The organism is Nibrella viscosa, from assembly GCF_039541875.1.
GTDB lineage: Bacteria > Bacteroidota > Bacteroidia > Cytophagales > Spirosomataceae > Nibrella > Nibrella viscosa.
In genome coordinates this window covers 157,477-179,520 of sequence record NZ_BAABHB010000008.1, presented here as the reverse complement: position 1 = coordinate 179,520, position 22,044 = coordinate 157,477, and the positions used below count along the sequence as shown (strand labels likewise).

The 22,044-nt window shown below is 53.2% G+C and carries 16 protein-coding genes; 12 read left to right on the top strand and 4 right to left on the bottom strand.

The genetic code is table 11. From position 1 onward, the window contains the following. Positions 1–291 precede the first annotated feature (291 nt). From ABD931_RS19060 to ABD931_RS19050, 3 genes are all read left to right on the top strand, one after another. Positions 292–2,766, top strand: a complete 2,475-nt coding sequence (locus ABD931_RS19060; RefSeq protein WP_345269484.1) for an OmpA family protein — start codon at positions 292–294, stop codon at positions 2,764–2,766. Positions 2,767–2,838: 72 nt separating this feature from the next. Then, complete coding sequence (ispE, locus tag ABD931_RS19055; RefSeq protein WP_345269483.1) at positions 2,839–3,645, top strand: 4-(cytidine 5'-diphospho)-2-C-methyl-D-erythritol kinase; 807 nt, start codon at positions 2,839–2,841, stop codon at positions 3,643–3,645. A gap of 6 nt (positions 3,646–3,651) precedes the next feature. After that, the gene (locus tag ABD931_RS19050; protein ID WP_345269482.1) at positions 3,652–4,263 is read left to right on the top strand and encodes a cytochrome c oxidase subunit 3; all 612 of its coding nucleotides are present in this window, start codon (positions 3,652–3,654) and stop codon (positions 4,261–4,263) included. A gap of 80 nt (positions 4,264–4,343) precedes the next feature. Here ABD931_RS19050 and ABD931_RS19045 read toward each other — a convergent pair whose 3' ends face one another. Then, positions 4,344–4,610: a hypothetical protein gene (locus ABD931_RS19045; protein WP_345269481.1), complete on the bottom strand. Its 267-nt coding sequence runs from the start codon at positions 4,608–4,610 to the stop codon at positions 4,344–4,346. Positions 4,611–4,766: 156 nt separating this feature from the next. Here ABD931_RS19045 and uvrB point away from each other — a divergent pair, with 156 nt between their 5' ends. Together uvrB and ABD931_RS19030 are read left to right on the top strand one after the other, a co-directional pair. Beyond that, positions 4,767–8,441 carry an excinuclease ABC subunit UvrB gene (uvrB, locus tag ABD931_RS29275; protein WP_370469333.1) on the top strand — a complete coding sequence of 1,225 codons (3,675 nt, stop codon included), beginning with the start codon at positions 4,767–4,769 and terminating at the stop codon, positions 8,439–8,441. Between the two features lie 75 nt (positions 8,442–8,516). Further along, positions 8,517–9,050: a DUF2911 domain-containing protein gene (locus ABD931_RS19030; protein ID WP_345269480.1), complete on the top strand. Its 534-nt coding sequence runs from the start codon at positions 8,517–8,519 to the stop codon at positions 9,048–9,050. Between the two features lie 111 nt (positions 9,051–9,161). On the opposite strand, the gene ABD931_RS19025 is transcribed toward ABD931_RS19030, so the two are convergent. Continuing rightward, positions 9,162–9,845, bottom strand: a complete 684-nt coding sequence (locus ABD931_RS19025) for a hypothetical protein (RefSeq protein ID WP_345269479.1) — start codon at positions 9,843–9,845, stop codon at positions 9,162–9,164. A gap of 614 nt (positions 9,846–10,459) precedes the next feature. On the opposite strand from ABD931_RS19025, the gene ABD931_RS19020 reads away from it, so the two are divergent. The 6 genes from ABD931_RS19020 to ABD931_RS18995 all read left to right on the top strand — a co-directional run bounded on the left by ABD931_RS19020 (position 10,460) and on the right by ABD931_RS18995 (position 17,852). Further along, on the top strand, positions 10,460–12,367 hold the full coding sequence (locus tag ABD931_RS19020) for a M1 family metallopeptidase (protein ID WP_345269556.1): 1,908 nt from the start codon (positions 10,460–10,462) through the stop codon (positions 12,365–12,367). Between the two features lie 20 nt (positions 12,368–12,387). After that, complete coding sequence (locus ABD931_RS19015) at positions 12,388–13,383, top strand: hypothetical protein (protein WP_345269478.1); 996 nt, start codon at positions 12,388–12,390, stop codon at positions 13,381–13,383. A gap of 72 nt (positions 13,384–13,455) precedes the next feature. Then, positions 13,456–14,724 (top strand): MFS transporter, encoded by a 1,269-nt coding sequence (locus ABD931_RS19010; protein WP_345269477.1) that lies wholly within the window; start codon positions 13,456–13,458, stop codon positions 14,722–14,724. Between the two features lie 38 nt (positions 14,725–14,762). Continuing rightward, positions 14,763–16,010: an MFS transporter gene (locus ABD931_RS19005; protein WP_345269476.1), complete on the top strand. Its 1,248-nt coding sequence runs from the start codon at positions 14,763–14,765 to the stop codon at positions 16,008–16,010. Between the two features lie 31 nt (positions 16,011–16,041). Beyond that, a complete protein-coding gene (locus ABD931_RS19000; protein ID WP_345269475.1) occupies positions 16,042–17,289 on the top strand; it encodes an MFS transporter in 1,248 nt (415 codons plus the stop codon). Between the two features lie 161 nt (positions 17,290–17,450). Then, positions 17,451–17,852: a T9SS type A sorting domain-containing protein gene (locus tag ABD931_RS18995; RefSeq protein ID WP_345269474.1), complete on the top strand. Its 402-nt coding sequence runs from the start codon at positions 17,451–17,453 to the stop codon at positions 17,850–17,852. Between the two features lie 46 nt (positions 17,853–17,898). On the opposite strand, the gene ABD931_RS18990 is transcribed toward ABD931_RS18995, so the two are convergent. After that, positions 17,899–20,007, bottom strand: a complete 2,109-nt coding sequence (locus ABD931_RS18990) for an alpha-glucuronidase family glycosyl hydrolase (RefSeq protein WP_345269473.1) — start codon at positions 20,005–20,007, stop codon at positions 17,899–17,901. 10 nt (positions 20,008–20,017) lie between these two features. Continuing rightward, entirely contained in the window at positions 20,018–21,262 is a 1,245-nt protein-coding gene (uxuA, locus tag ABD931_RS18985; RefSeq protein ID WP_345269472.1) for a mannonate dehydratase, read from the bottom strand. Between the two features lie 188 nt (positions 21,263–21,450). Here uxuA and ABD931_RS18980 point away from each other — a divergent pair, with 188 nt between their 5' ends. After that, a complete protein-coding gene (locus ABD931_RS18980) occupies positions 21,451–22,041 on the top strand; it encodes a hypothetical protein (RefSeq protein ID WP_345269471.1) in 591 nt (196 codons plus the stop codon). Positions 22,042–22,044: the final 3 nt, after the last annotated feature.

The window sequence follows — 22,044 nt, the reverse complement described above, 5'->3', positions numbered from 1 at the left end:
GTTCAGAAAACCTTTGCGGATAAATGGATGCCGGGTCTTTGTTTAAACAGAAGGAAAATGCTTTTGTTACATTAAACAGCTAACCGTATTAGCGACTGAGAACGAGCTGGTTAGTTTTTCAATAATCGCCGGTTGGTTTAATTATACCGGTTTCTTTGCGTTTTTATTTATTTGTAGAGTAGTTTAGAAGGAGCTTATGGCATCTTATCAGAAAACAAAGCGGCTCTTTCTACTGCTAAACGTTTGAATATGCTGCTGTGCTGGCGCCAATTTATTTTGACGTTAATATTTATGAGGCAATACGGTCAAGTAATACCCCTTTTATTACTCCTGCTGTTTGGCTATACCGTAACACACGCACAACCGGATTCGTTGCTGCAACAGGCCGACCGCTTGCTCAGCCGGCGTGTTTTCGGGCGGGCTATCGATGTCTATTCCGAACTTCTGAATCAGCACAGACAGCGGCTCTCTGCCAGTCAACTGGCTACCGTTCAGTCGAATCTGGCTTATGCCTACCGGCAGGCAGGCGACTTTCAGAAAGCCGAGCGATTATACCAGGAATGGTTCAGCAGCACCGCCCCGGAAGCCCAAAGCCCAGCGCAACTGCTGGCTTATGCCCAAACCCTGGCCGGCAACGGCAAATTTCAGGAAGCACAGCAGCAATACGAACGATACCTTCGGATCAAGGATCATGCAAATAGCATACAGGCGGTTCCGGTAAATACCTCCGGCAAACGGCAACCTACTCGCTACCGGCTTGAAACATTGGGGTTCAATACCCCCAACGAAGAGTTTAGTCCTGCCTATTATAAAGAAGGCCTGGTATACGTAGCGGGAAAAAAAGGCAGCTTTACCATCGAAACAACAGGCAGCGGAGGAGGTGCCGGCTACCTCGACCTGTTTTACATTCCGGACCGCAGCCAGATCAAAATAACCCGAATTGTAAATCCGGACGGAACAGAAACTAAACCTACAGCCAGCCAGCAGGTACGCAGACCCAACTCCGAGGCTCGTCGGTTAGGTACCGATGCTTACACCCGGACCTCCGCCAACGATAGCCGTACGGTGCCCAATTTTGAAACGGGGATCAATATCAGCCGCGGACTTGGCTACAGTGCCAATCCGGTTAATCCTGTTCAGCGTTTCAGCCAGACATTGAATACCCGCTACCATGAGGGCCCGGCTACTTTTTTCCACGATGGATCAGGCATTATTTTTACCCGTAATAACTACAACAATGGCAAGGCCAGGAAAAGCGCCGATGGCGTAAGCAAACTCAAGCTTTACTCGGCCGATTACCAAAACGGGGGCTGGACCAATGTACAGGAATTGCCGTTTAATAGTGACGAGTATTCGGTTGGCCACCCGACACTGAGCTACGACGATAAGCTGCTTTATTTTGCGTCCGATATGCCTGGCGGCTTCGGCGGAACCGACCTATACGTCAGTCGCTGGGAGGGCGGACAGTGGTCGAAGCCGGTAAATCTGGGCAAAGAGATTAATACCAAAGGGAACGAGCTGTTTCCGTTTGTAGACGAACACGGCAACTTATATTTCTCCACCGACGGCCGGCGGGGCTTAGGCGGGCTTGACATTTTTTACGCCCTGATGCAGGGCTCCACCGTGCAGGCGGTTGAACGACTGGATGATCCGATCAACTCCCCGCAGGATGACTTCGGCCTGATTACCGACGGCAACCGGCGGTCGGGGTATTTCAGCAGCAACCGGCGAAACAGCAACGACGATATATACCGCTTTGTACGGGAAGGGGCTATCAATGGCTGCCGGGCCCTAACCATTCGGGTGTATGATGCCGCTACCGATAAGTCGTTCGACAGCGTAACCGTATATGTAAGGCGAACAGGAGGTGATCCGCCCGTACAGCCGCTAAAAGCCGATGCCGACGGTCTTATCCGGCTTTGCCTGGAGCCGAACAGTACCTTTACCTTTACAGCCCTGCGGGACGGCTATATCAGCAGCACCATCGGTTATTCTACGCGATATATAACCGATGATCAGCCGTCGCGGCTGGAAATGCCCCTGCGGCTTTCGGTGGTGTCGGATACCCTGGCCGCTCAGGGTAGCGATTCTACCTTGACAGAAGCTGGCCTGGCCCCCGTCATGCGATCGCGTATTCACGGCACTATTATGGGTGAAAAGGATGGTAAACCTATGGCCGGCGTTACGGTACAATTACGGAACGAATGCGATGGGAGTACAGTAGAGATCATTACCGGGGCCGACGGCCGCTATGCCTTCGACCTGAGCGATGATTGTGAGTATACTCTCGTTGCCAGTAAAGAAGCTTTTGGCACAAACGCCAATCGGGTACGGCGGGCGGCCACAACGCCCCGACGCTCAGGCCCTAAATTCCTGTCGGCCGATATCAGAATGCTGGGAGTTGGAGATGTGGTAACGGTAGGCAATGTTTACTACGACCTCGACAGCTATAGTTTACGACCCAATGCCGCCGGCGAGCTGGACAAACTCGTCGCCATTATGCTAAAGTACCCCGGTCTGGCTATTGAGGTTAGCTCCCATACCGACAGTCAGGGGGATGCCCAGTATAATCTGGAGCTATCGAACCGGCGGGCGCGGGCCGTTGCCGACTACCTGATGTCTAAAGGCATCAGCCGGAAGCGCATAACCGCCAAAGGCTACGGCGAAAGTATGCCGCTGAACAATTGCCGCGACGGAGTAATTTGTACCGAAGCGGAATACCAGCGTAACCGCCGAACTGAATTTAAAGTATTGTCGATCCGCTAAAGTCGGTAAGTTTGTGATTGGTGCCAGTGTGCTCCAACGACAGATACCCCGATCGAGCGGCTTTGCCTACCTATGCTGACATTCCCGAATTGCAAAATCAACATTGGTTTACAGATTACCGAAAAACGGCCCGACGGTTTTCATAACCTGCAATCCTGCTTTTACCCTGTTGGCTGGCAGGATGTGCTGGAAGTAATCCCGGCCGAAACCCTCCGGTTTACGAGCAGTGGCATACCAATTCCGGGTGATCCGGCCCAAAATCTGTGCGTCAGGGCGTATAACTTGTTGAAAGCCGATTACGCACTGCCGCCGGTACACCTGCACCTGCACAAAATCATACCCATTGGGGCAGGCCTGGGGGGCGGCTCCGCCGATGCCGCCTTTACTATCCGGCTGCTCGACGAGCGGTTTGGCCTGGCCCTCCCAATGGAGCAGATGGAGACTTACGCCCGGCAGCTCGGCAGCGACTGCGCTTTTTTTATCCGGAACCAACCCCTGTACTGCCTCGAAAAAGGTGATGTTTTTGAGCCGGTCAGCGTTGATCTGTCCGGCTATTACATCCTGCTGGTTTACCCGAACCTGGCGATTTCTACGGCGGAAGCCTATGCCGGTGTGCGACCCCGGCAGCCGGACATACCCCTGCGTGAGTTGCTGATGGCCCCCGTAGCGCAGTGGCGGCATTCAGTACACAATGATTTTGAAGATAATCTCTTTCCGGCTTATCCGCTGCTTGCCGGTCTGAAACAGCAGTTATACGATCTGGGAGCCGAGTATGCCAGTATGAGTGGGTCGGGATCTGCGGTGTACGGGATTTTTGCGGCTCCGCCGGATGGCCAAAACCATTTTCCGGATTACAGCGTTTGGCAAGGTAAATTGTAGTATTCGGTGAGCAACATCTTTACGAAACGGAGGGAGCCGTTCCGCTTTATGGTCTGGCTAGGCATTGCCGGCAGCGTTCTGATTTTTACGGTTTTGCTGGCGGTGTATATCGTTCGGCGAACGGGTCCGGGCTGGTCGGATGTGCCGCTGCCCAATGTTTTTCTGATCAGCACCTTCGCTATTCTGCTGAGCAGCCTCACGTTGCACAACGCCAATCAGGCATTCCGACAGGAGCGGTTTGCCAACTACCGGACCAATATGAGCACTACGCTGGCGCTGGGTACGTTGTTTATACTGCTGCAGGCCTGGGGCTGGCGGCAACTATTTGTTTCCGGCGTGGTACTGGAAGGCAATCCGTCGGGCAGTTTTATTTATCTGCTTTCGGGGCTGCACCTGCTGCACATTCTGATCGGGCTTGTTTTTCTGGTAATTGCCCTGGCCGAAGCGCTCCGCCGGCGGCCTTATATCGATTCCTTTGTGTATAGTGTTAATCCCCCCAATCAATTGCGGCTGAGGCTTATCACCCTCTACTGGCATTTTGTCGACGTTCTCTGGATTGGCCTGTTTCTCTTTCTGCTGGTTCATCACGGCATCAACATTCCCCTGAATCTGGAGTAGCGCAGCGCTCCAGCCATAAAGAGCAGGTATTATCCTGAACAATGGCGGCTCTCCTGATAGGTTAGTTCCAGCTTTTATCGCTAGTTACTCTGTTTGGCATTATCAGGCGTAACCTCAACCCTCAGCAGGGTACGTCCCTGGGCGGATGTACTGTCTGCCGGTGCCTGAATCGGAGCATCGCCGGGTACAGTAGACATGGTAGTATCACCCTTCCGACCCATAACGGGCGGTGTTGTTCCGGTTGTATTCTCGTTGGAGTTACCCGAGCAGCTCAGGCATACGGTCAGCAGCAGGGCTCCCATACCTATTTTTACTACTGATAGTGGCGTATTCTGTGTTGTTGCCATAATAAAGAGGTTGATTTACAAGGGCGTAACCTCTTACTCTACTAATTTATTAGAGTTTTCGCCGTCTTACCGGTATCGACAACCTGCCTGTTTTTAAAGCCAACTTGTAATCCTGCCCGGATTTATGTATCTTAGCCAGATTGCACGCCAAATACAATGAACTTCAAATTAACGTCAGAATTTCAGCCCACCGGCGACCAGCCGCAGGCTATTAACAAGCTGGTCGAAGGTATTCAGGAAGGCGAACCGGCACAAGTGTTACTTGGTGTAACCGGGTCCGGCAAGAGCCTAGGCTACAACGATTTGGTTCACGTTGTTGAATCAACCGGGCACACCACTACCACCCGCATACGACCCATCGGTCCGCTGATTGACGCGGCCATGCAAGAGGGACGGGCAGAGCGTCAGGGTGACCACGAAGTACTGAATGTAGCTTCCGGAATGACTACCTATTACACCCAGGCCTTTGACCCCCAAACCGGTCAGGTCGCCCTTTACCCTATACGGTCGTTTACCCGTCATGCGCCTACCCAGACGATGTATGCCCTCCAAACGGCTTGTGGTCGTGAAGCTACCTTTACCGCCGATCATAACCTATGGGTATTACGGAATGGCGAATTGTGCCTGATCAAAACGGCCGATGCCCGGCCCACCGATTACATGCCCATCCCCGAACAACTGTTCCCTGGAAACAGCGTTGACACCCTGAACACACTTGAAACGTTGGGTCGTATTTCCACCCGCTCCCTGTTCGTTGAAACGGGAGTGCGGCAGGTAGGGGTGCGCAAACTGCTGCATCAGCGAACCATAACGGATGAAGCCGGTCAAAAACGCATTACTAGACCGTTGCTCGATCCGTTTGAGCGCCAATCATTATCCGTTTTTCAGGATAACCATCTGGTGGCGCAGAAGGATTTATCGGTAAATGTGCTGCGCAACCGGACTGGGAACAATAATTTACCCGCCCAACTCTCCCTTACGCCTGATTTTCTGCGGCTGATGGGGTACTATATCGCTGAGGGGAATAGTCAGGACTGGTACCTGATTATTGCCAATCGGAACGAACAGATTCGGCAGGATATTGAGCAGATTTTAGGGCAGTTGGGGCAGTGGTTTACCGTTCGCCCCTCGTCTGATTACCAGATTTCGTCGGCCCTGCTGGCGGAGTTATTGGGCGATCAGTGCGGTAAAACATCGTACACAAAACAGCTACCGCCTTTCTGGCCCGACCTGGCCGACAACCGGCTGGGGCAACTGCTCCGGGCCTATTTCGACGGGGATGGCTACGTAGAAAAAGGCCGGGCAGTCTACTGTATGACAGCCAGCCGGCAGTTGACCTCCGATCTGCTGTATGCCCTGTTGCGGTTCGGCATTTGGGGACGCATTAACCGGCGCTGGAAACGGGCTACCAACAGCACCCATGCCGGGAACTGGTATTACCAGGTGAGTATCTCTGGTCAGGCTGATCTGGAGCGGTTTAACCAACATATAGGTTTTTCCATCGACTATAAGCAGGAGCGGCTGGCGGAGCTTCTCAATAAACCGGCAAACTCCAATGTCGATGTAGTACCCATAGCGCCCGGTGACCTGACGCTGCTGCGCACCGGCGTTGGGCTTTCCGCGAAACGACTGGCCAGTCTGGCTGGTTTGTCGCGCCCGGCCATTCATCTGATGGAGTACGGACAGCGACGGCCGCAGCGGAGCAGCCTGAAAGCTATTCTGACCGCTTTGGAAGCAGAAGCTGCCAATCGACCCGTTTCGGCTCAATGGTGGCAGGTCTGGCAAAAGCTACACGCACTCAGTAAACTTCGGTGGTCGCCCGTGCAGCGCGTCGAGCCCATCACCTACGAACATCCGTACGTATACGATTTTACGGTGCCTGGTCCCGAGACGTTTCTATCCGGTATGGGAGGATTTTTTGTGCATAATACCTTCACCGTCGCCAATGTTATTGCCCAACTGAATCGCCCGACCCTGGTGCTTAGCCACAATAAAACGCTGGCGGCCCAGCTCTACGGCGAGTTTAAGCAGTTCTTCCCCGAAAATGCCGTCGAGTACTTCATTTCGTATTACGACTACTACCAGCCGGAAGCATACATCGCCACCACAAACACGTACATTGAAAAGGACCTCGCTATCAATGAAGAGATTGATAAGCTGCGGCTGTCGGCGACGTCGGCGCTGATGAGTGGCCGACGCGATGTCATTGTGGTGGCTTCAGTATCGTGTATTTACGGTATGGGTAACCCCGAGGAGTTTAAGAATAATGTTGTGCGGCTGGGTGTCGGCGAAATTATCAGCCGCAACCAGTTTCTGTTCCGGCTGGTAGAGATTCTGTATAGCCGGACTGAGGGCGATTTTCAGCGGGGTAACTTCCGGGTTAAAGGTGATACTGTAGATGTGTTTGTCGCCTACGCCGACTTTGCCTACCGGATCATTTTCTTCGGCGATGAGGTAGAGGCCATCCAGCGCATTGATCCGAATACGGGTAAGAAGTTGTCTGACGAACGGATGATTACCATTTTCCCCGCCAACCTCTTTGTGACTGGCCGGGACACACTCAACAACGCCATCCACGAAATTCAGGATGATCTGGTGGCGCAGGTCCGGTACTTTGAGTCGGAATTCCGGGATATGGAAGCGCAGCGAATCAAAGAGCGCACCGAGTTTGACCTGGAAATGATGCGGGAACTGGGCTATTGCTCCGGCATCGAGAACTACTCCCGCTACTTCGACCGCCGGAAACCGGGGCAGCGGCCGTTCTGCCTGCTGGATTATTTCCCCGAAGATTACCTGCTGGTGGTCGACGAAAGCCACGTTACCATGCCACAGATTCGGGCCATGTGGGGCGGTGACCGCTCCCGCAAAGAAGCGCTTGTGGATTATGGTTTCCGGCTGCCGTCGGCCCTGGATAACCGCCCGCTCACGTTCCAGGAATTTGAGCAGATGGCGGGGCAGACCATCTTCGTCAGCGCCACCCCGGCCGATTATGAGCTGCGGATCAGCGAGGGTGTGGTGGTCGAGCAATTGATTCGGCCCACTGGACTGCTTGACCCCGAAATTGAAGTACGCCCAAGTCTGAACCAGATTGACGATCTGCTCGAAGAGATAGACGCCCGCATCAAACGCAGCGAACGGGTGCTGGTGACCACGCTGACCAAACGTATGGCCGAAGAGCTTAGTAAATACCTCGACCGCGTCGGCATCAAAACCCGCTACATTCACTCGGAAGTAAAAACGCTGGATCGGGTCGAAATCCTGCGGGAACTGCGGCTGGGACTGTTTGATGTGCTGGTGGGAGTAAACCTCCTGCGGGAAGGACTTGACCTGCCCGAAGTATCGCTGGTAGCCATTATGGATGCCGACAAAGAAGGATTCCTGCGCGACATTCGCTCCCTGATTCAGACCATTGGTCGGGCCGCCCGGAACGCCAACGGAAAGGTACTGATGTATGCCGACCGGATTACGGGCTCTATGGAGAAAGCCATTGACGAAACCAACCGGCGCCGGGCCATCCAGAAGGTCTATAATGAAGAGCACGGTATTACGCCGACTACGGTACTCAAATCCCGCGAAGCGATTCTGGAACAAACCAAAGTAGCAGACTCTAAACCGGCTACCCGCCAGTACTACGTGGAGCCCGAAGAGATCCGGATTGCCGCTGATCCGGTGGTGCAGTACATGGGCAAAAATGACCTGGAGCAGCTCATTGCCGAAACACAGAACAAAATGGAAAAAGCCGCCAAAGAGCTTAACTTTCTGGAGGCTGCACGCCTGCGCGACGAGTTGTTTCAGTTACGCGATAGGCTGAAAACAGCAAAACAGTCCTGATACGTTAACAAGCCGATTGGTACCAACCGGCTTTTTTCATACTATTAACCCCTGAATGATAAACTTTATTTGCTCATGAAACGAGTTCTAATCATTGTCGGTGTTGTTCTGGTTGTTCTACTCCTTGCCTTCATCGGGTTCCGCAGTTATACCAAATCCTTTAGCCCGGCGGCTACGGCGGAAATCGAACAAAATGGCCTTCGTATTAAAGTGGAATACAGCCAGCCTTATAAGAAAGGTCGTAAGATTTTTGGTGGACTGGTACCGTATGGCGAAGTATGGCGTACCGGAGCTAACGAAGCTACTGTCATTGATTTTGACGAAGATGTAACCGTGGCCGGGCAGCCGCTCGACGAAGGGGAATATTCGCTTTGGTCGATACCCTCACAAGCCGGCTGGATCATTATCTTCAATAAGGAAACCGGGCAGTGGGGCACCAACTACGATCAGACCAAAGATGTGCTGCGCGTGCCGGTAACAACCCGAAAACGGGAACAGCCGGCCGAGCAGTTCTTTATCAGCTTCGTACCGCAGCCGGAAGGCACTGATATGCTGCTCGCCTGGGATGAAACGGAAGCAGTTGTCCCTATCCGAAAGCGGGAACGATAGGCTATTGGTAACCCTGCATAATAAACACCAGCCATCTGCGGGATTGCCGGTGTTTACGGGTCGAAAAAGAACGGCCCGCCGACACCGGCGGGCCGTTAGGTGGGTAATTAGTTACAGATTACAGATGCCTGTGTTTACAAATGGATCTGTCCGTACAAAACCGCTGTTAATCTCCGGAATTGGATTATCATCAGCGGGGTTACACTCACCCGGATTGAATGTATCCAGCCAGAAATCCACGTTATTCTTATGGGTATTGTAGTAGGTGCTGGGAATGTCCATCGGATCAACCATCACATGGGCGTATTTGAATTCTCTTGCGGGGGTGCTTTCTACAATAACAAAATAATTGTTACCCGCCGGAATGTCGGTAAACTTAAAATAGCCGTCACAATCTGTATAGGTTTTCTTAATAGTTATTCCATTCTGTTTAAGCAAGACCTCAATGTCTTTTATGTGAATACCATAGGAACCTGTTATGCCAGAGGCTATGGGGTAGTATGTACAATACCGGATCTCCATGCGGCCACCTAATTCGTACGTTACCCCTTCACAACCAGGCGACGTTACGGTTCCGCTGTAACAGGATTTGCCCGCTTTGGTAAAAATTGTACCATCCGTAGTGCCAACCAGCTTATTCACTGTAAACGAAAATGTGTGCGGCTGCCCGTTTGATAGATTGTCTGCTAAATCGTCAAATTTCAGGATTGTACCAGCAGGATTACAGCCGGTACCTTTCCCCTCGGAGTAGGCCAGCTTTGCATACGGTTTGTCATCAATGGAAGCGCCTGCCACATTAGAAGCGTTAAGGCAGGCACCCAGACTGAAAATTACGTGACTTAATCCATTACCCTGCGCCGGTCCTGTTCGCTGAACTGTATACGTAAACGTGGTCCTGTTGGGGTTTGTGGATTGTGTTGCACTAACAAAAGTTATGGAGTAGGGACCAACCGTAGTTGAGGTTTTCGTACCCTGCTTTGCGCCTGCCATACTTTTGGCCGTATTTGGAGATAGATTGTCAACTGGTTGCTGACAGTTTTCCAAACCCATAACCAGCAAGACGGCCAATACCGATTTTACAATAGATTTTACGTCCATAAAAGAAATTTGTTTAGTGATAAGCGATGAGACTATTACTTTAAGCGAATGTGCATAAATTATGCAGGATTAATCCTTATCGTTCTTTATGGCAATAGGTTATATTTTTCCGTATACTTCCAGAGACAATGTAGGCAAACGCAGAAAAGGATAATTTCGTCCTATTACTCGCTGACAGCAATTCTACTGTTTTTTTAATTGTGGTTGTTGTAAAACTTACCAAATTTATTTATCGGCAAAAAGGCCTGCTGTGCCGCTAGCTATAACTAATTCAATGATTAACGCTGCCTATGCTGATGTATAAATACTTAATGCTGCTTATTGTGACGGCACTATTTGTCGTGGCTCCATTTTCAGCAGCGGCCCAATCCCCCAGTATTGCCAACTACCAGATTCAGGTGGAGCTGAACCCGGCTACTAAGCGACTCACGGGCCGCGAAACCCTGGTCTGGCGTAATCCGTCTACGGATGTCATTCGGGAGCTGCAGTTTCACCTGTACCTCAATGCCTTCAAAAATCAGCAGTCGACGTTCATGCGCGAGTCGGGCGGGCAACTGCGGGGGGAATACATCAACGCGACGAGCAAAGAGGCCTACGGCTTCATCGATGTGCTGTCGATGCGGGTTCGCAACGGGGAGAACCTAACTCCTAAGATTCAGTTTTTCCAGCCCGACGATGGTAATACCGACGACCAGACAGTGATCCGGGTGCCATTGAGCAAGCCCGTCGGGCCGGGCGAAACCATCACGCTCGACATTGCCTTCCGGGCCAAGCTACCCCAGATTTTTGCCCGTACCGGCTACAGCCGCGATTTTTTTCTGGTGGGTCAGTGGTTCCCTAAAATTGGTGTGTACGAACCAGCCGGCACCCGGTACGCTACCACCGGCCAATGGAATACCCATCAGTTTCATGCCAACTCTGAGTTTTACGCCGACTATGGCGTGTACGACGTAAGCATGACCACACCCAAAGAATATTGGGTGAGTGCCACCGGCCTGATGCAGGGCGAAACCCTGAACCGCAACGGCACCAAAACCATCCGCTACCGGGCCGAAGATGTTGTTGATTTTGCCTGGACAGCTTCCCCGCATTTTCAGGTAGTGGAGGATAAATGGCGGCACGTCAGCATCGAGCTACTGCTGCAACCCGAACACCGCTACCAGGCGCAGCGTCACCTGGAGGCCGCCAAAGCCGCGCTGGCGTATTTTGATAAATACCTCGGCCGCTACCCGTATCCTAACCTGACCATTGTTGACCCCCCTTTTCACGCATCGGGTGCGGCCGGCATGGAGTATCCTACCTTTATCACGGCCGGCACAGCCTGGGGATTGCCGGCGGGAATACGGCTGGCGGAGATGGTAACCATCCACGAGTTCGGCCATCAGTATTTTATGCAGTTGCTGGCCAGTAACGAGTTTGAAGAAGCCTGGCTCGACGAAGGGATTAACCAGTATTATGAAGGGCGGATCATGGACGAAACGTACGGGCGTAAGACCTCGGTCGTTGACTGGCTGGGCCTGCGAATGGGTGATTTTGAGATGTCGCGGGATACGTACGTTCACCTTGATAATCCGGCTATTAGCCCATCTTACGCCAACACCTGGCAACTCCCCGGCAATTATTATGGGGCGCTCACCTACAGCAAAACGGCTACCTGGATGAAAACGCTGGAGGGCTTGCTGGGGCGACCGCTCATGGACGAGGTCATGCAGACATATTTTAATCGCTGGAAGTTCCGGCATCCGAGCGGTAAAGATTTCATCGCCATCGTCAACGAAATAACGCCCCGGCGGCTGGATTACCGCTACGGGCCGGATATGAACTGGTTTTTCAACCAGGTGCTTTACGGCGATCAGGTCTGCGACTATGAGCTTCATATGGTCCGGAACAGCAAACAGGGAGCCAACTACCGCTCGACGGTAACAGTCTACCGTCTGGGTGATGCGAAGATGCCCGTGGAAGTGCTGGTACATTTTGACGACGGCAGCGAAAAGCGGCTCCAATGGGACGGTAAAGCCCGGTCCGAAACATTTGTTTTAGTTCAGCCCGGCCGTGTCGAGTGGGCGCAGGTAGACCCTGACCAAACGCTGTATATCGACACCAATCTGAACAACAACAGCTACGCTATCCGAACCTCGGCCGCGCCAACGGCCAAATACACCGCTAAGTTTCTTTTCTGGGTTCAAAACCTGATGCAATGGCTGACCTGGCTGGCATAACAACATACCTTCACCGATCTATGTCTTTCCTGATGCAATCGCTGCGTATTACATGGCATTCCCGCCGAATGGTACTGGTTATCTATCTGATCTCCCTGGTATTGGGATTGTTGGTAGCCCTACCTTTTTACGGTGCGGTGAGGGCAGAAACCGACCATTCACTCGCGTTTGATGCGTTGCTGGATGGGTTTGATTATACGGTGTTTACTGATTTCATGCAGGAAAAGGGAAACGCCATTAGCCCGCTTCTGTCCGTTGGCCGCTGGGCGAGTGTGGTCTACCTGCTGTTGAGCGTTTTCTTTACCGGGGGCATTCTGATGCGGTTTGCCGAACCGCACCGGCCAGTGATACTGGGCGCGTTCTGGCAGGCCTGTAGCCATTACTTCCGCCGGTACGTGGGTTTGTTTGCCCTTAGTACAGGAGTTGTGTTGCTTCTGGCTTTTGTCTGGCTGATCGTGTGTACCTTGTTTATCCTGGCTTTCGCCGATGCGTTATCGGAGCGAGAGCTATTTGGGATTGGTCTGAGCTGCTTTCTGGCTTTTGCGCTTATGGTAACGCTGGTGCTGTGCATTGGAGACTATGCCAAAGTAGATATGCTGCGCCGGGATGAACGGAATGCGCTACGGGCCTTTAGGCGGGCAAGCGCACTGGTGTTTCGTCACCTAGTCTGGACCTACGGCCTGTACTGGGTGCTACTGCTTATGGGGGCCGGCTTGTTTGCCTTATATTTTACCATTGAAAGCGCCGTAGGCATGAGTAACTGGACCACCATACTGCTGATGCTCCTGATTCAGCAAGTGTTTATTGCCGGGCGCATTGGCCTGAAAGTAGCGACCTTAGGCGTTTCCTGGCAGGTGTATGACCAGCGTATGCCTCTACCCGCCGTATATGCCGGGCCATCCACAATTGAAACCCCATCCCATACAACCGATGAAACACGAACTAATGAACCACTTACCAATGAACCAGCCCGACCGGCCTCTAACCTTGATACTACCAAAAAAACGACCGAATAAGCTATTTACTTCGTATTTATACGGCTGCATTGTATACTTGCAGAATTTCCTTTGTAGTTTTCCGGAATTTCTATGTCAACGCCGACACTTAGCCCAAAACCCAAATCTGCTACCCATACCCTCTTCGGATTACCGGTTATCGTAGCCGCCCTGGGTTACTTTGTCGACATTTATGATTTGCTCCTGTTCGGGATAGTGCGCATACCCAGCCTGAAAGACTTAGGCCTGAACGACGAGCAGGTGTCCCGCGTTGGTGCCATGATCCTGAACTGGCAGATGGGGGGCCTGCTCATTGGCGGTATTCTGTGGGGAGTACTGGGCGACAAGCGGGGGCGGCTGTCGGTCCTGTTCGGCAGCATCATCACCTATTCCATTGCCAATATTGCCTGCGGCTTTGTCGACCGGATCACGTTTATGGACCCAATCACGTATTACGCGGCTATGCGGTTCATAGCCGGTATCGGGCTGGCCGGCGAGTTGGGTGCCGGTATTACGCTGGTATCGGAGGTACTGCCAAAAGAGCTGCGGGCAATCGGCACCTCCCTGGTTGCCGGTATTGGCCTGCTAGGGGCGGTGGTGGCCTATTTCACCGTCGAGCTATTTAGCTGGCAGTGGTCTTTTTTCATCGGCGGGGCTATGGGAGTTGGCCTGCTGCTGCTGCGGATTGGGGTGTTTGAATCGGGGATGTACAAAGACGTAGCCGGGCAGAAGCACGTACAGAAAGGTAACTTCTTTGCATTCTTTACCAGCCGCACCCGGTTTTCAAAATACATGAAGTGCATCGGCATCGGCCTGCCCACCTGGTTTGTCATTGCCATTCTGGCAACATTCAGCAACGAGTTCGGCAAGGCGCTGGGCATTGCAGAGCCTATCAAGCCGGGACTGGCAATAATGTGGTGTTATACCGGTCTGGCCATTGGCGATATTGCCAGTGGGTTCATCAGCCAGGCGCTGGCTTCCCGCAAAAAAGCGGTGTCATTGCTGATGCTCATTACGCTATTCTTCAGCCTCATCTACCTCTACACCGGCGAAAAGAGCGCCACTACGCTGTATATACTTTGCGTCGGTATGGGTATCGGCATTGGCTACTGGGCCATGTTTGTGACCATCGGAGCCGAGCAGTTTGGCACCAACCTGCGGGCTACGGCCGCTACTACGGTACCGAACATGGTGCGCGGTACGGTTATTTTCATGAACTTTCTGTACATCAGCCTGAAGCCATCACTAGATGTCATCAATGCCGGTGTCGTGGTCGGGCTGATTAGCTTTGCCATCGGCTTTTACTCCATCCTGACCATTCCCGAAACTCACGGCAAAGACCTGAATTATCTTGAAGAGTAAACCAGCCTGCCCCTTTTCTCTTTTGCTCCCACAAGCCCATGCCCCAAACCATTCACTCACCCCAGTCCACTATCTCGTATCGGCCCCTGTTTTCGCTGCCGGTTGTCGTATCGGCGCTGGGCTTTTTTGTGGATGTGTACGACCTGCTTATTTTCAGCATTGTGCGGGTGCCCAGTTTACAATCACTCGGCTTGTCAGACGCTGAGATTTCAACCGCCGGCACGTTTGTGCTGAACTGTCAGCAGGCCGGTTTGCTGTTGGGCGGTATTCTGTGGGGTATCCTGGGTGATAAGCACGGGCGGCTATCGGTCCTGTTTGGCAGCATCATCACCTACTCGCTGGCCAATCTGGGCTGTGGGCTGGTGCAGGACGTAAATACGTATGCCGTGCTGCGGTTTGTGGCCGGTTTGGGCTTATCGGGCGAAATAGGGGCCGCTATCACCCTCGTGGCTGAACTGCTTCCCAAACAAATCAGAGGCTATGGCACCTCGCTGGTGGCCGGCATTGGCTACCTGGGTGCCGGAGTGGCTTACCTGGCCGTTGAACTATTCGACTGGCGGGCGGCCTTTTTTGTCGGCGGCAGTATAGGCCTCCTGTTGCTGTTTCTCCGGATCAGCGTGTTTGAATCCGGTTTGTTCGAGCAGCTCAAAGAAAAGGCGCACATCAGCCGGGGGAACTTCCTGCATTTTTTTGAAAACTGGCCGCAAGCCCGGAAGTACCTGCGCTGCGTGGCGGTAGGCGTTCCCATCTGGTATATCGTAGGCGTACTGGCCACATTTGCCAATGAGTTCGGGCTGGCTATGGGTATAGCCGAAGCCGTTAAGCCCGGCCAATGCGTGATGCTGATTTACCTGGGGCTGGCGGGTGGTGATTTGCTGTCGGGTCCGTTCAGTCAATGGCTGCAGTCGCGCCGGAAAGCGGTGGGCATATTGCTGCTGACCAGCGCCCTGCTGAGTGGTGTTTTTCTGTTTGGCCGGGTGCCCACGGCTCAGGGATTATACCTGATTTGTTTGCTGGCTGGTTTCTGTACCGGCTACGCGGCCATGTACCTGACCATGGTGGCCGAGCAGTACGGCACCAACCTGCGGGCAACGGCGACTACCTCGGTTCCCAGTATGATGCGCGGAACGGTCATTCCGATGACGTTACTTTTTCAGTTTTTTCGCCCCTCACTCGGTCCGTTGGTAGCTGCTGGGTTAATTGGCCTCGTGGTGTACGCCCTGGCTTTCTGGGCGCTCAGCCGGATGGAAGAGACGTTTGCCAAAGACCTTGATTTTCACGAATAATGCTATTCTGACTTTTCTTCACTTTACGGATATGCAACCCAACACACTCCGGCCCCCTGCTGTTTCGTACCGATCCCTGTTTTCCCTGCCGGTTGTAGTGGCCGCTTTGGGCTATTTTGTGGATGTATACGATTTGCTCCTGTTCAACATCGTCCGGGTACCCAGCCTGAAAGACCTGAACCTGTCTGAAGCAGACATCTCGCTCATTGGCGGGCGCATCTATAACTGGCAGCAGGCCGGTCTGCTCATCGGCGGGGTCTTATGGGGCGTTTTAGGCGATAAACGGGGGCGGCTATCCGTTTTATTTGGTTCTATCATCACCTATTCGGTGGCCAATATTGCGTGTAGTTTCGTGCAGGACCCCCAGATGTACGCCTTACTGCGGTTTATTGCGGGTCTGGGCCTGGCCGGTGAACTGGGCGCGGGCATTACGCTGGTCAGCGAGATTCTGCCTAAGGAACTGCGTGGCTTTGGCTCATCCCTTGTAGCCGGAGTGGGCTTAATGGGGGCCGTTGTGGCCTATTTTACCGTTACCCTGTTCGACTGGCGAACAACCTATCTGGTTGGTGGCGGTCTTGGCGTGGTTCTGCTGTTGCTGCGGGTGAGCGTGTTTGAATCAGGCATGTACCTGCAAATGAAACAGGAGGCTGTTGGGCGGGGAAGTTTGCGAATTTTGCTGTTTACCAACCGACGGCGGCTATCGGCCTACCTGCATTGTATGGGCCTGGCCGTGCCTACCTATTTTGTTATTGGTATTCTGGCTACGTTCGGCAACGAGTTCGGGCAGGCGCTGGGTATTCCGGAACCGATTCTGCCGGGCCGCTGCGTGATGTACACCTATATCGGTATGGTGGTGGGCGACCTGCTGAGCGGACCGCTCAGCCAGTGGATGAGGTCACGCAGATGGGCCATTGGGCTGATGATGGGGCTAACGGCAGCATTTGTCGGCATTTACCTGTTTACGGGCATTCAATCGGCCGGGCTGTTTTATGCAACCTGCACCGGGCTGGGGTTTGCCATAGGTTACATTGCCCTTTTTCTGACTGTTACTGCCGAACACTTTGGTACCAACCTGCGGGCAACAGCAACCACATCGGTAGCCAACAATGTGCGGGCCACCACACTGCTCACAATTCCTGCCTTTCAGATGCTAAAGCCGGCGCTGGGGGTTATCGGGGCCGGGGCGGTGGTTGGTATGGTCTGTTTTCTGGTCGGATTCTGGTCGCTGACCAGAATAGACGAAACGTTCGGGAAAGACTTAGAGTATACCGAAGGCTGACACAATATAGTATTTTTAGCCAACGGAGCGCCGTTTTTGATGCGCTTACCATTTATCCGTTTTTTCGGCCACTGCTCCTAATTCCATTACACATGGGCTCCGGATTGCATCTTTAGGGTGAAATAAAACACAACACAATCACCTTTAAAATCTGCATCACCATGAAAACGTTCGTTCAACCCGCTGCAAAAATCCTGATGGGAGCTTTGGTCCTTGTGTCGTCGCTGGCAGTTGGTCAGGGCGATGGTCCGGACAAGAAATCGTTTGCGGTAGCCATGTACCCGGCCGCCGATGCCTCGAAAGTATGGATGAGTGTAGAGAAGCCCAACGATGACCGCCGTCTCCAGGTGGAAATGCGCGATGACAAAGGTCAAATCCTATATTCAGGCGTGATCTCGAAGAAAACGAAAGCCTTCCACCAGCGCTTCGACCTCAGCCAGGTTAAAGATGGACTATATACGTTTCGGATTAGCGACGGGCAGGAAAGCGCCGAGCGCTCCTTCCGCCTATCCACACCCGGCGTGCAGGAAGCTCTTCCGCAACGCATGATTACCATGAATTGACTGAAATCAGAATGGGGCCGGACGGCCCCATTCTGATTTCAGTCAATTACCGCATCTGGTAAATATCTACCAGGCGCTTTACTTCCTCCAGGGTGCGCTCGGGCTTTTTAAAGGGGGCAGGAATGGGCCGGCGGGCAAATTGCTGGAAATACAGTACACAGGCATCACGCCACCAAATGGCTTCTTTCTGCTGTACAGCCAGGCGACCGGCGACATCTTCAAAAATCTCCGGGTCTACGGCCGGCTTTACCTGCGCCCACTGCTGCTGCATCCAGCGCACAGAATCGGCACCGGTGTAGTAGCGGGTCACAAATTCGTCCCAGAGTGTCCGGCCGGTGCGTAGCTGTTTTGTCCAGGGTACGTGATGGAACCATAGCAGGTAGGGCAGCGGGCAGGTCTCCATAGTACTCCACTGCTTTTGCACCTCCGGCGTATACTGGCTCAGGGCATTGCTGCCCGTTGCGGTGCGGTCGAAGCCAATGCCCACAGAATCGGCGCGGTGGTAGTAGGTATGCCGCCAGTCGGGGCGGGGGGCTTTGTCAAGCCAGGGTTCGGGACCATAGTGAATGCCGTAGCCCATAATATGGTGGACGCCGAGCGGGTTAGTGTAGCTGGCGTAAACCTCCCGCGAGCGCAGCATCAAATCCGTTATGGTTTTCACGGCTTTTGGCTCATTTGTCAGCGTCATCTGCACCCACTCGTTGGCAATAACTTCAGACGATAAGGTATGGTCCCATGCCAGCCGGCCAAAGGCGTACCAGTTCGCCTGCCCCATGGTGTGGCCGGTCCAGTTGCGGTCGGAGCCGGTGTTGGCTACCCCCGCCATACCCGTGATCTGGTAACCGTGCAGGCTGCCGTCGACTACCTTCGCCACGGTAGAGCCTTTACCGTTGGCGTAGGTATCTGATTCAAGGGTTTCTTTAAACAGAGGTGCTTCGTACACCATATGGGTGGCGAAGCCGAGGTACTCCTGCGTCAACTGAAACTCCATCACCAGCGGGGTCTGCGGCATAGCTCCGAATAGCGGATGGAATGGCTCCCGCACCTGAAAGTCGATGGGGCCGTTTTTCACCTGCACCAGCACTTTTTTGTTGAACTGCCCATCCAGCGGTTTAAACTCTTCGTAAGCCGCTTTGAACCGGTCGCCCTTCGGGTCGGCTTTGTAGACGAACGACCGCCACATCACCACGCCATCATACGGGGCCAGGGCTTCGGCCAGCATATTGGCCCCGTCGGCATGATTACGACCATAATCCTGCGGCCCCGGTTCGCCTTCTGAATTAGCCTTGACCAGAAAACCGCCGAAATCAGGAATGACGCTATAAATTTCCTTCACCTTATTGGCCCACCACGCCCGCACCTCCGGGTCGAGCGGGTCGGCGGTTTTCAGCCCCCCCACCGTACGCGGAGCCGGAAAGTACACCGACAGATACACCCGGATACCATACGGCCGGAACACATTAGCCAGCGCGGCTACCTTTTGCAGGTACTCGCCGGTCATGAAGCGGGGGCTGGCGTTGACGTTATTCACCACCGTACCGTTGATGCCGATGGAGGCATTGGCACGGGCGTAATCGCGGTAGCGCGGGTCGAGCCGTTCGGGCAGTTCGTACCACTTCCAGAGCGATGAGCCGGCATACCCGCGTTCGATGGTGCCGTTTACATTATCCCAGTGGTTGAGCAGCCGGTATTGCACCTTCGGATTGCTGGTCAGGTTGAGGCTGGTAATGGGTTGCTGGGTTTGCAGTTGCCGCAGCAGGGCAAAGACCCCGTACAGTACCCCGGCCTCGGTTTTGCCGGCAATAAAGATATTATTCTGCCGGTTGCTGATGCGGTACCCTTCGTTGTTAAGCGCCTGCCCGTCGGCATTCGGAGCGGTGCTGACCGATAGAATAATGCCGCCGGTGCGGTTGCCGGCATTTGTGATAATGGGTATAGCCTTGCCTACTAGTCCCTGCAAACCGGCTTGCAGCTCTCCGGCGGCTGTTGTCAGAATAGGGTTGTTGCCGCTTACGGCGATGAATTGGGCAGAGCGGGCGTAGGTATCGCGCCTGGCGGCATCCTTGATTAAGTCGTATTTCAGCCACAGGCGGTAGCCGTCGTCGGCGTGGGCGCTGTAGGTGAGAAGGAGTAAAGCGATCAGTAGTTTTTTCATGGGTTGGTTGTTACGCAGAGATCGTAGCAGTCTTTATCGTCACCAGTTCTTTGTCTTCCAGCGCCCGTAGAATTCCCAGTTCCAGACCGCGAATTTCGGCCAGGCCCCGCAGGCGGCCGATGGCGGAGTAGCCAGGGTAGGTCTTTTTATGCAGGTCGTCGAGCATCTGATGGCCGTGGTCGGGGCGCATGGGTATAGCCGTTTCGCCGACGCCGTAGTGGGCGCGTCGCTGCTGCTCCAGCACAAGGGCCTTTACCACAGCATACATGTCTACATCGCCGGTGAGGTGGTCGGCTTCGTGAAAATTGCGCGGGTCTTCTTCGCGCTTTGTAGCTCGTAAATGAATAAAATGAATGCGCTCACCAAACCGCCGGACCATTCCGGGCAGATCGTTATCGGGGCGGACGCCCAGTGAGCCGGTGCAGAAGGTAATCCCGTTGGCCGTGATGTTGCAGGCCGCCATAAGCTGTGCCAGATCTGCTTCGGTGCTGACCACCCTGGGCAGACCCAGCAACGGGCGCGGGGGATCGTCGGGGTGAATACACAGGTTGATACCCACCTCCTGAGCCACCGGCGCTACCTCGCCGATGAAGTAATACAAGTTTTCCCGCAGAGCTTTATCTCCAATAGTTTTGTACTCGTCCAGCAAGCCCTGGAAGGTCTCCAGCGTAAAGCTTTCTTCGGAACCGGGCAGGCCCAGCAGCACAATTGATGACAGCTCCATAATCCGTTCAGGACTCATCTGCGCAAACTTATCATGGGCTGCGGCTATAGTCTCCGGCTCATAATCAGCTTCGGCACCGGGCCGTTTCAGGATACAGAGGTCAAACACGGCAAAGTCTTCCCAGACGAACCGTAAGCCGCGGGAGCCGTCCGGCATTTGATAGTTCAGATTCGTGCGCGACCAGTCCAGCACGGGCATAAAATTATAGCATACGGTTTTAATACCACAGGCGGCCAGGTTGCGCAGCGACTGCTTATAGTTTTCAATGTACGTGGCCCGGCCCGGCCGACCTTTCTTAATATCCTCGTGTACCGGCAAGCTCTCCACCACCACCCAGTGCAGGGAGGAATACCGCTCGTTGCCGACTTCGATCAGTTGCTGCCGCTTCTGTATTTCCCCAACCGGCCAGACTTCACCCACCGGAATCTGGTGCAGCGCCGAGACAATACCGGTACACCCGGCCTGCCGAATATCCATCAGTGAAACGGGGTCGTTGGGGCCGAACCACCGCATTGTTTGTAGCATTTTCATTCCACTTAAAAAACTGTTGAAAGCAGCCCGTTACATCCTTAGCCGCCAAAAAACCGAATTATCCCAATTAAAAGTACAAAGTAACAAGGCTATACCGTCTTATACCCAGAAATGCAGAATTCACAAACAACAACCAGTAACGTCGGGTTTTATTTTAAATTCTATTGGTCAGATAGACTACTAACGTTATGGAAAGAAAAAATATAGTGCCAAAGTGGGGTCTGCTGCTTGCCAAGTCTGCGCTGCTGGTTATCATTGGCTTATTAACTATGTTTTCCGGAGATGGCCCTTCGGCAATAATAACGATAGTGGGCATACTTTTTATCATTGCAGGTATTACCCATTTCGTATTTTCAATACCGATTCGCTTAATTGACAAAAGTTACTGGTTTCATTTAATTCAGGCACTTACCGATCTTGGATTGGGTATAGTGGTCCTGGTGTCATCTGTTAGGGAGCCCCGCTTGTTTATGGATTACCTGGGCTTCTGGGCTTTGATTTATGGATCTATTCAGACTACGCAGGCCATGTATAATTTCCTGATTTTACGTTCAGGCCGGGCTGATAACCTATCATCAAGAACACTATTGGCTATTGCTTCGGCCATTTCGGTTTCGCTGGCATTTTTCCTGTTATTCTTTAGCACACGAAACGAGCTGGCCTGGTTTTGGATCGGCCTGCATTTTGTTGGACTGGGTGGCGTTTATATCCTGAATACTCTACGGACGCGGGCTACGTTCAGCCAGAGCTATTACGACCAAACGTATCAGAACCGGTAACAA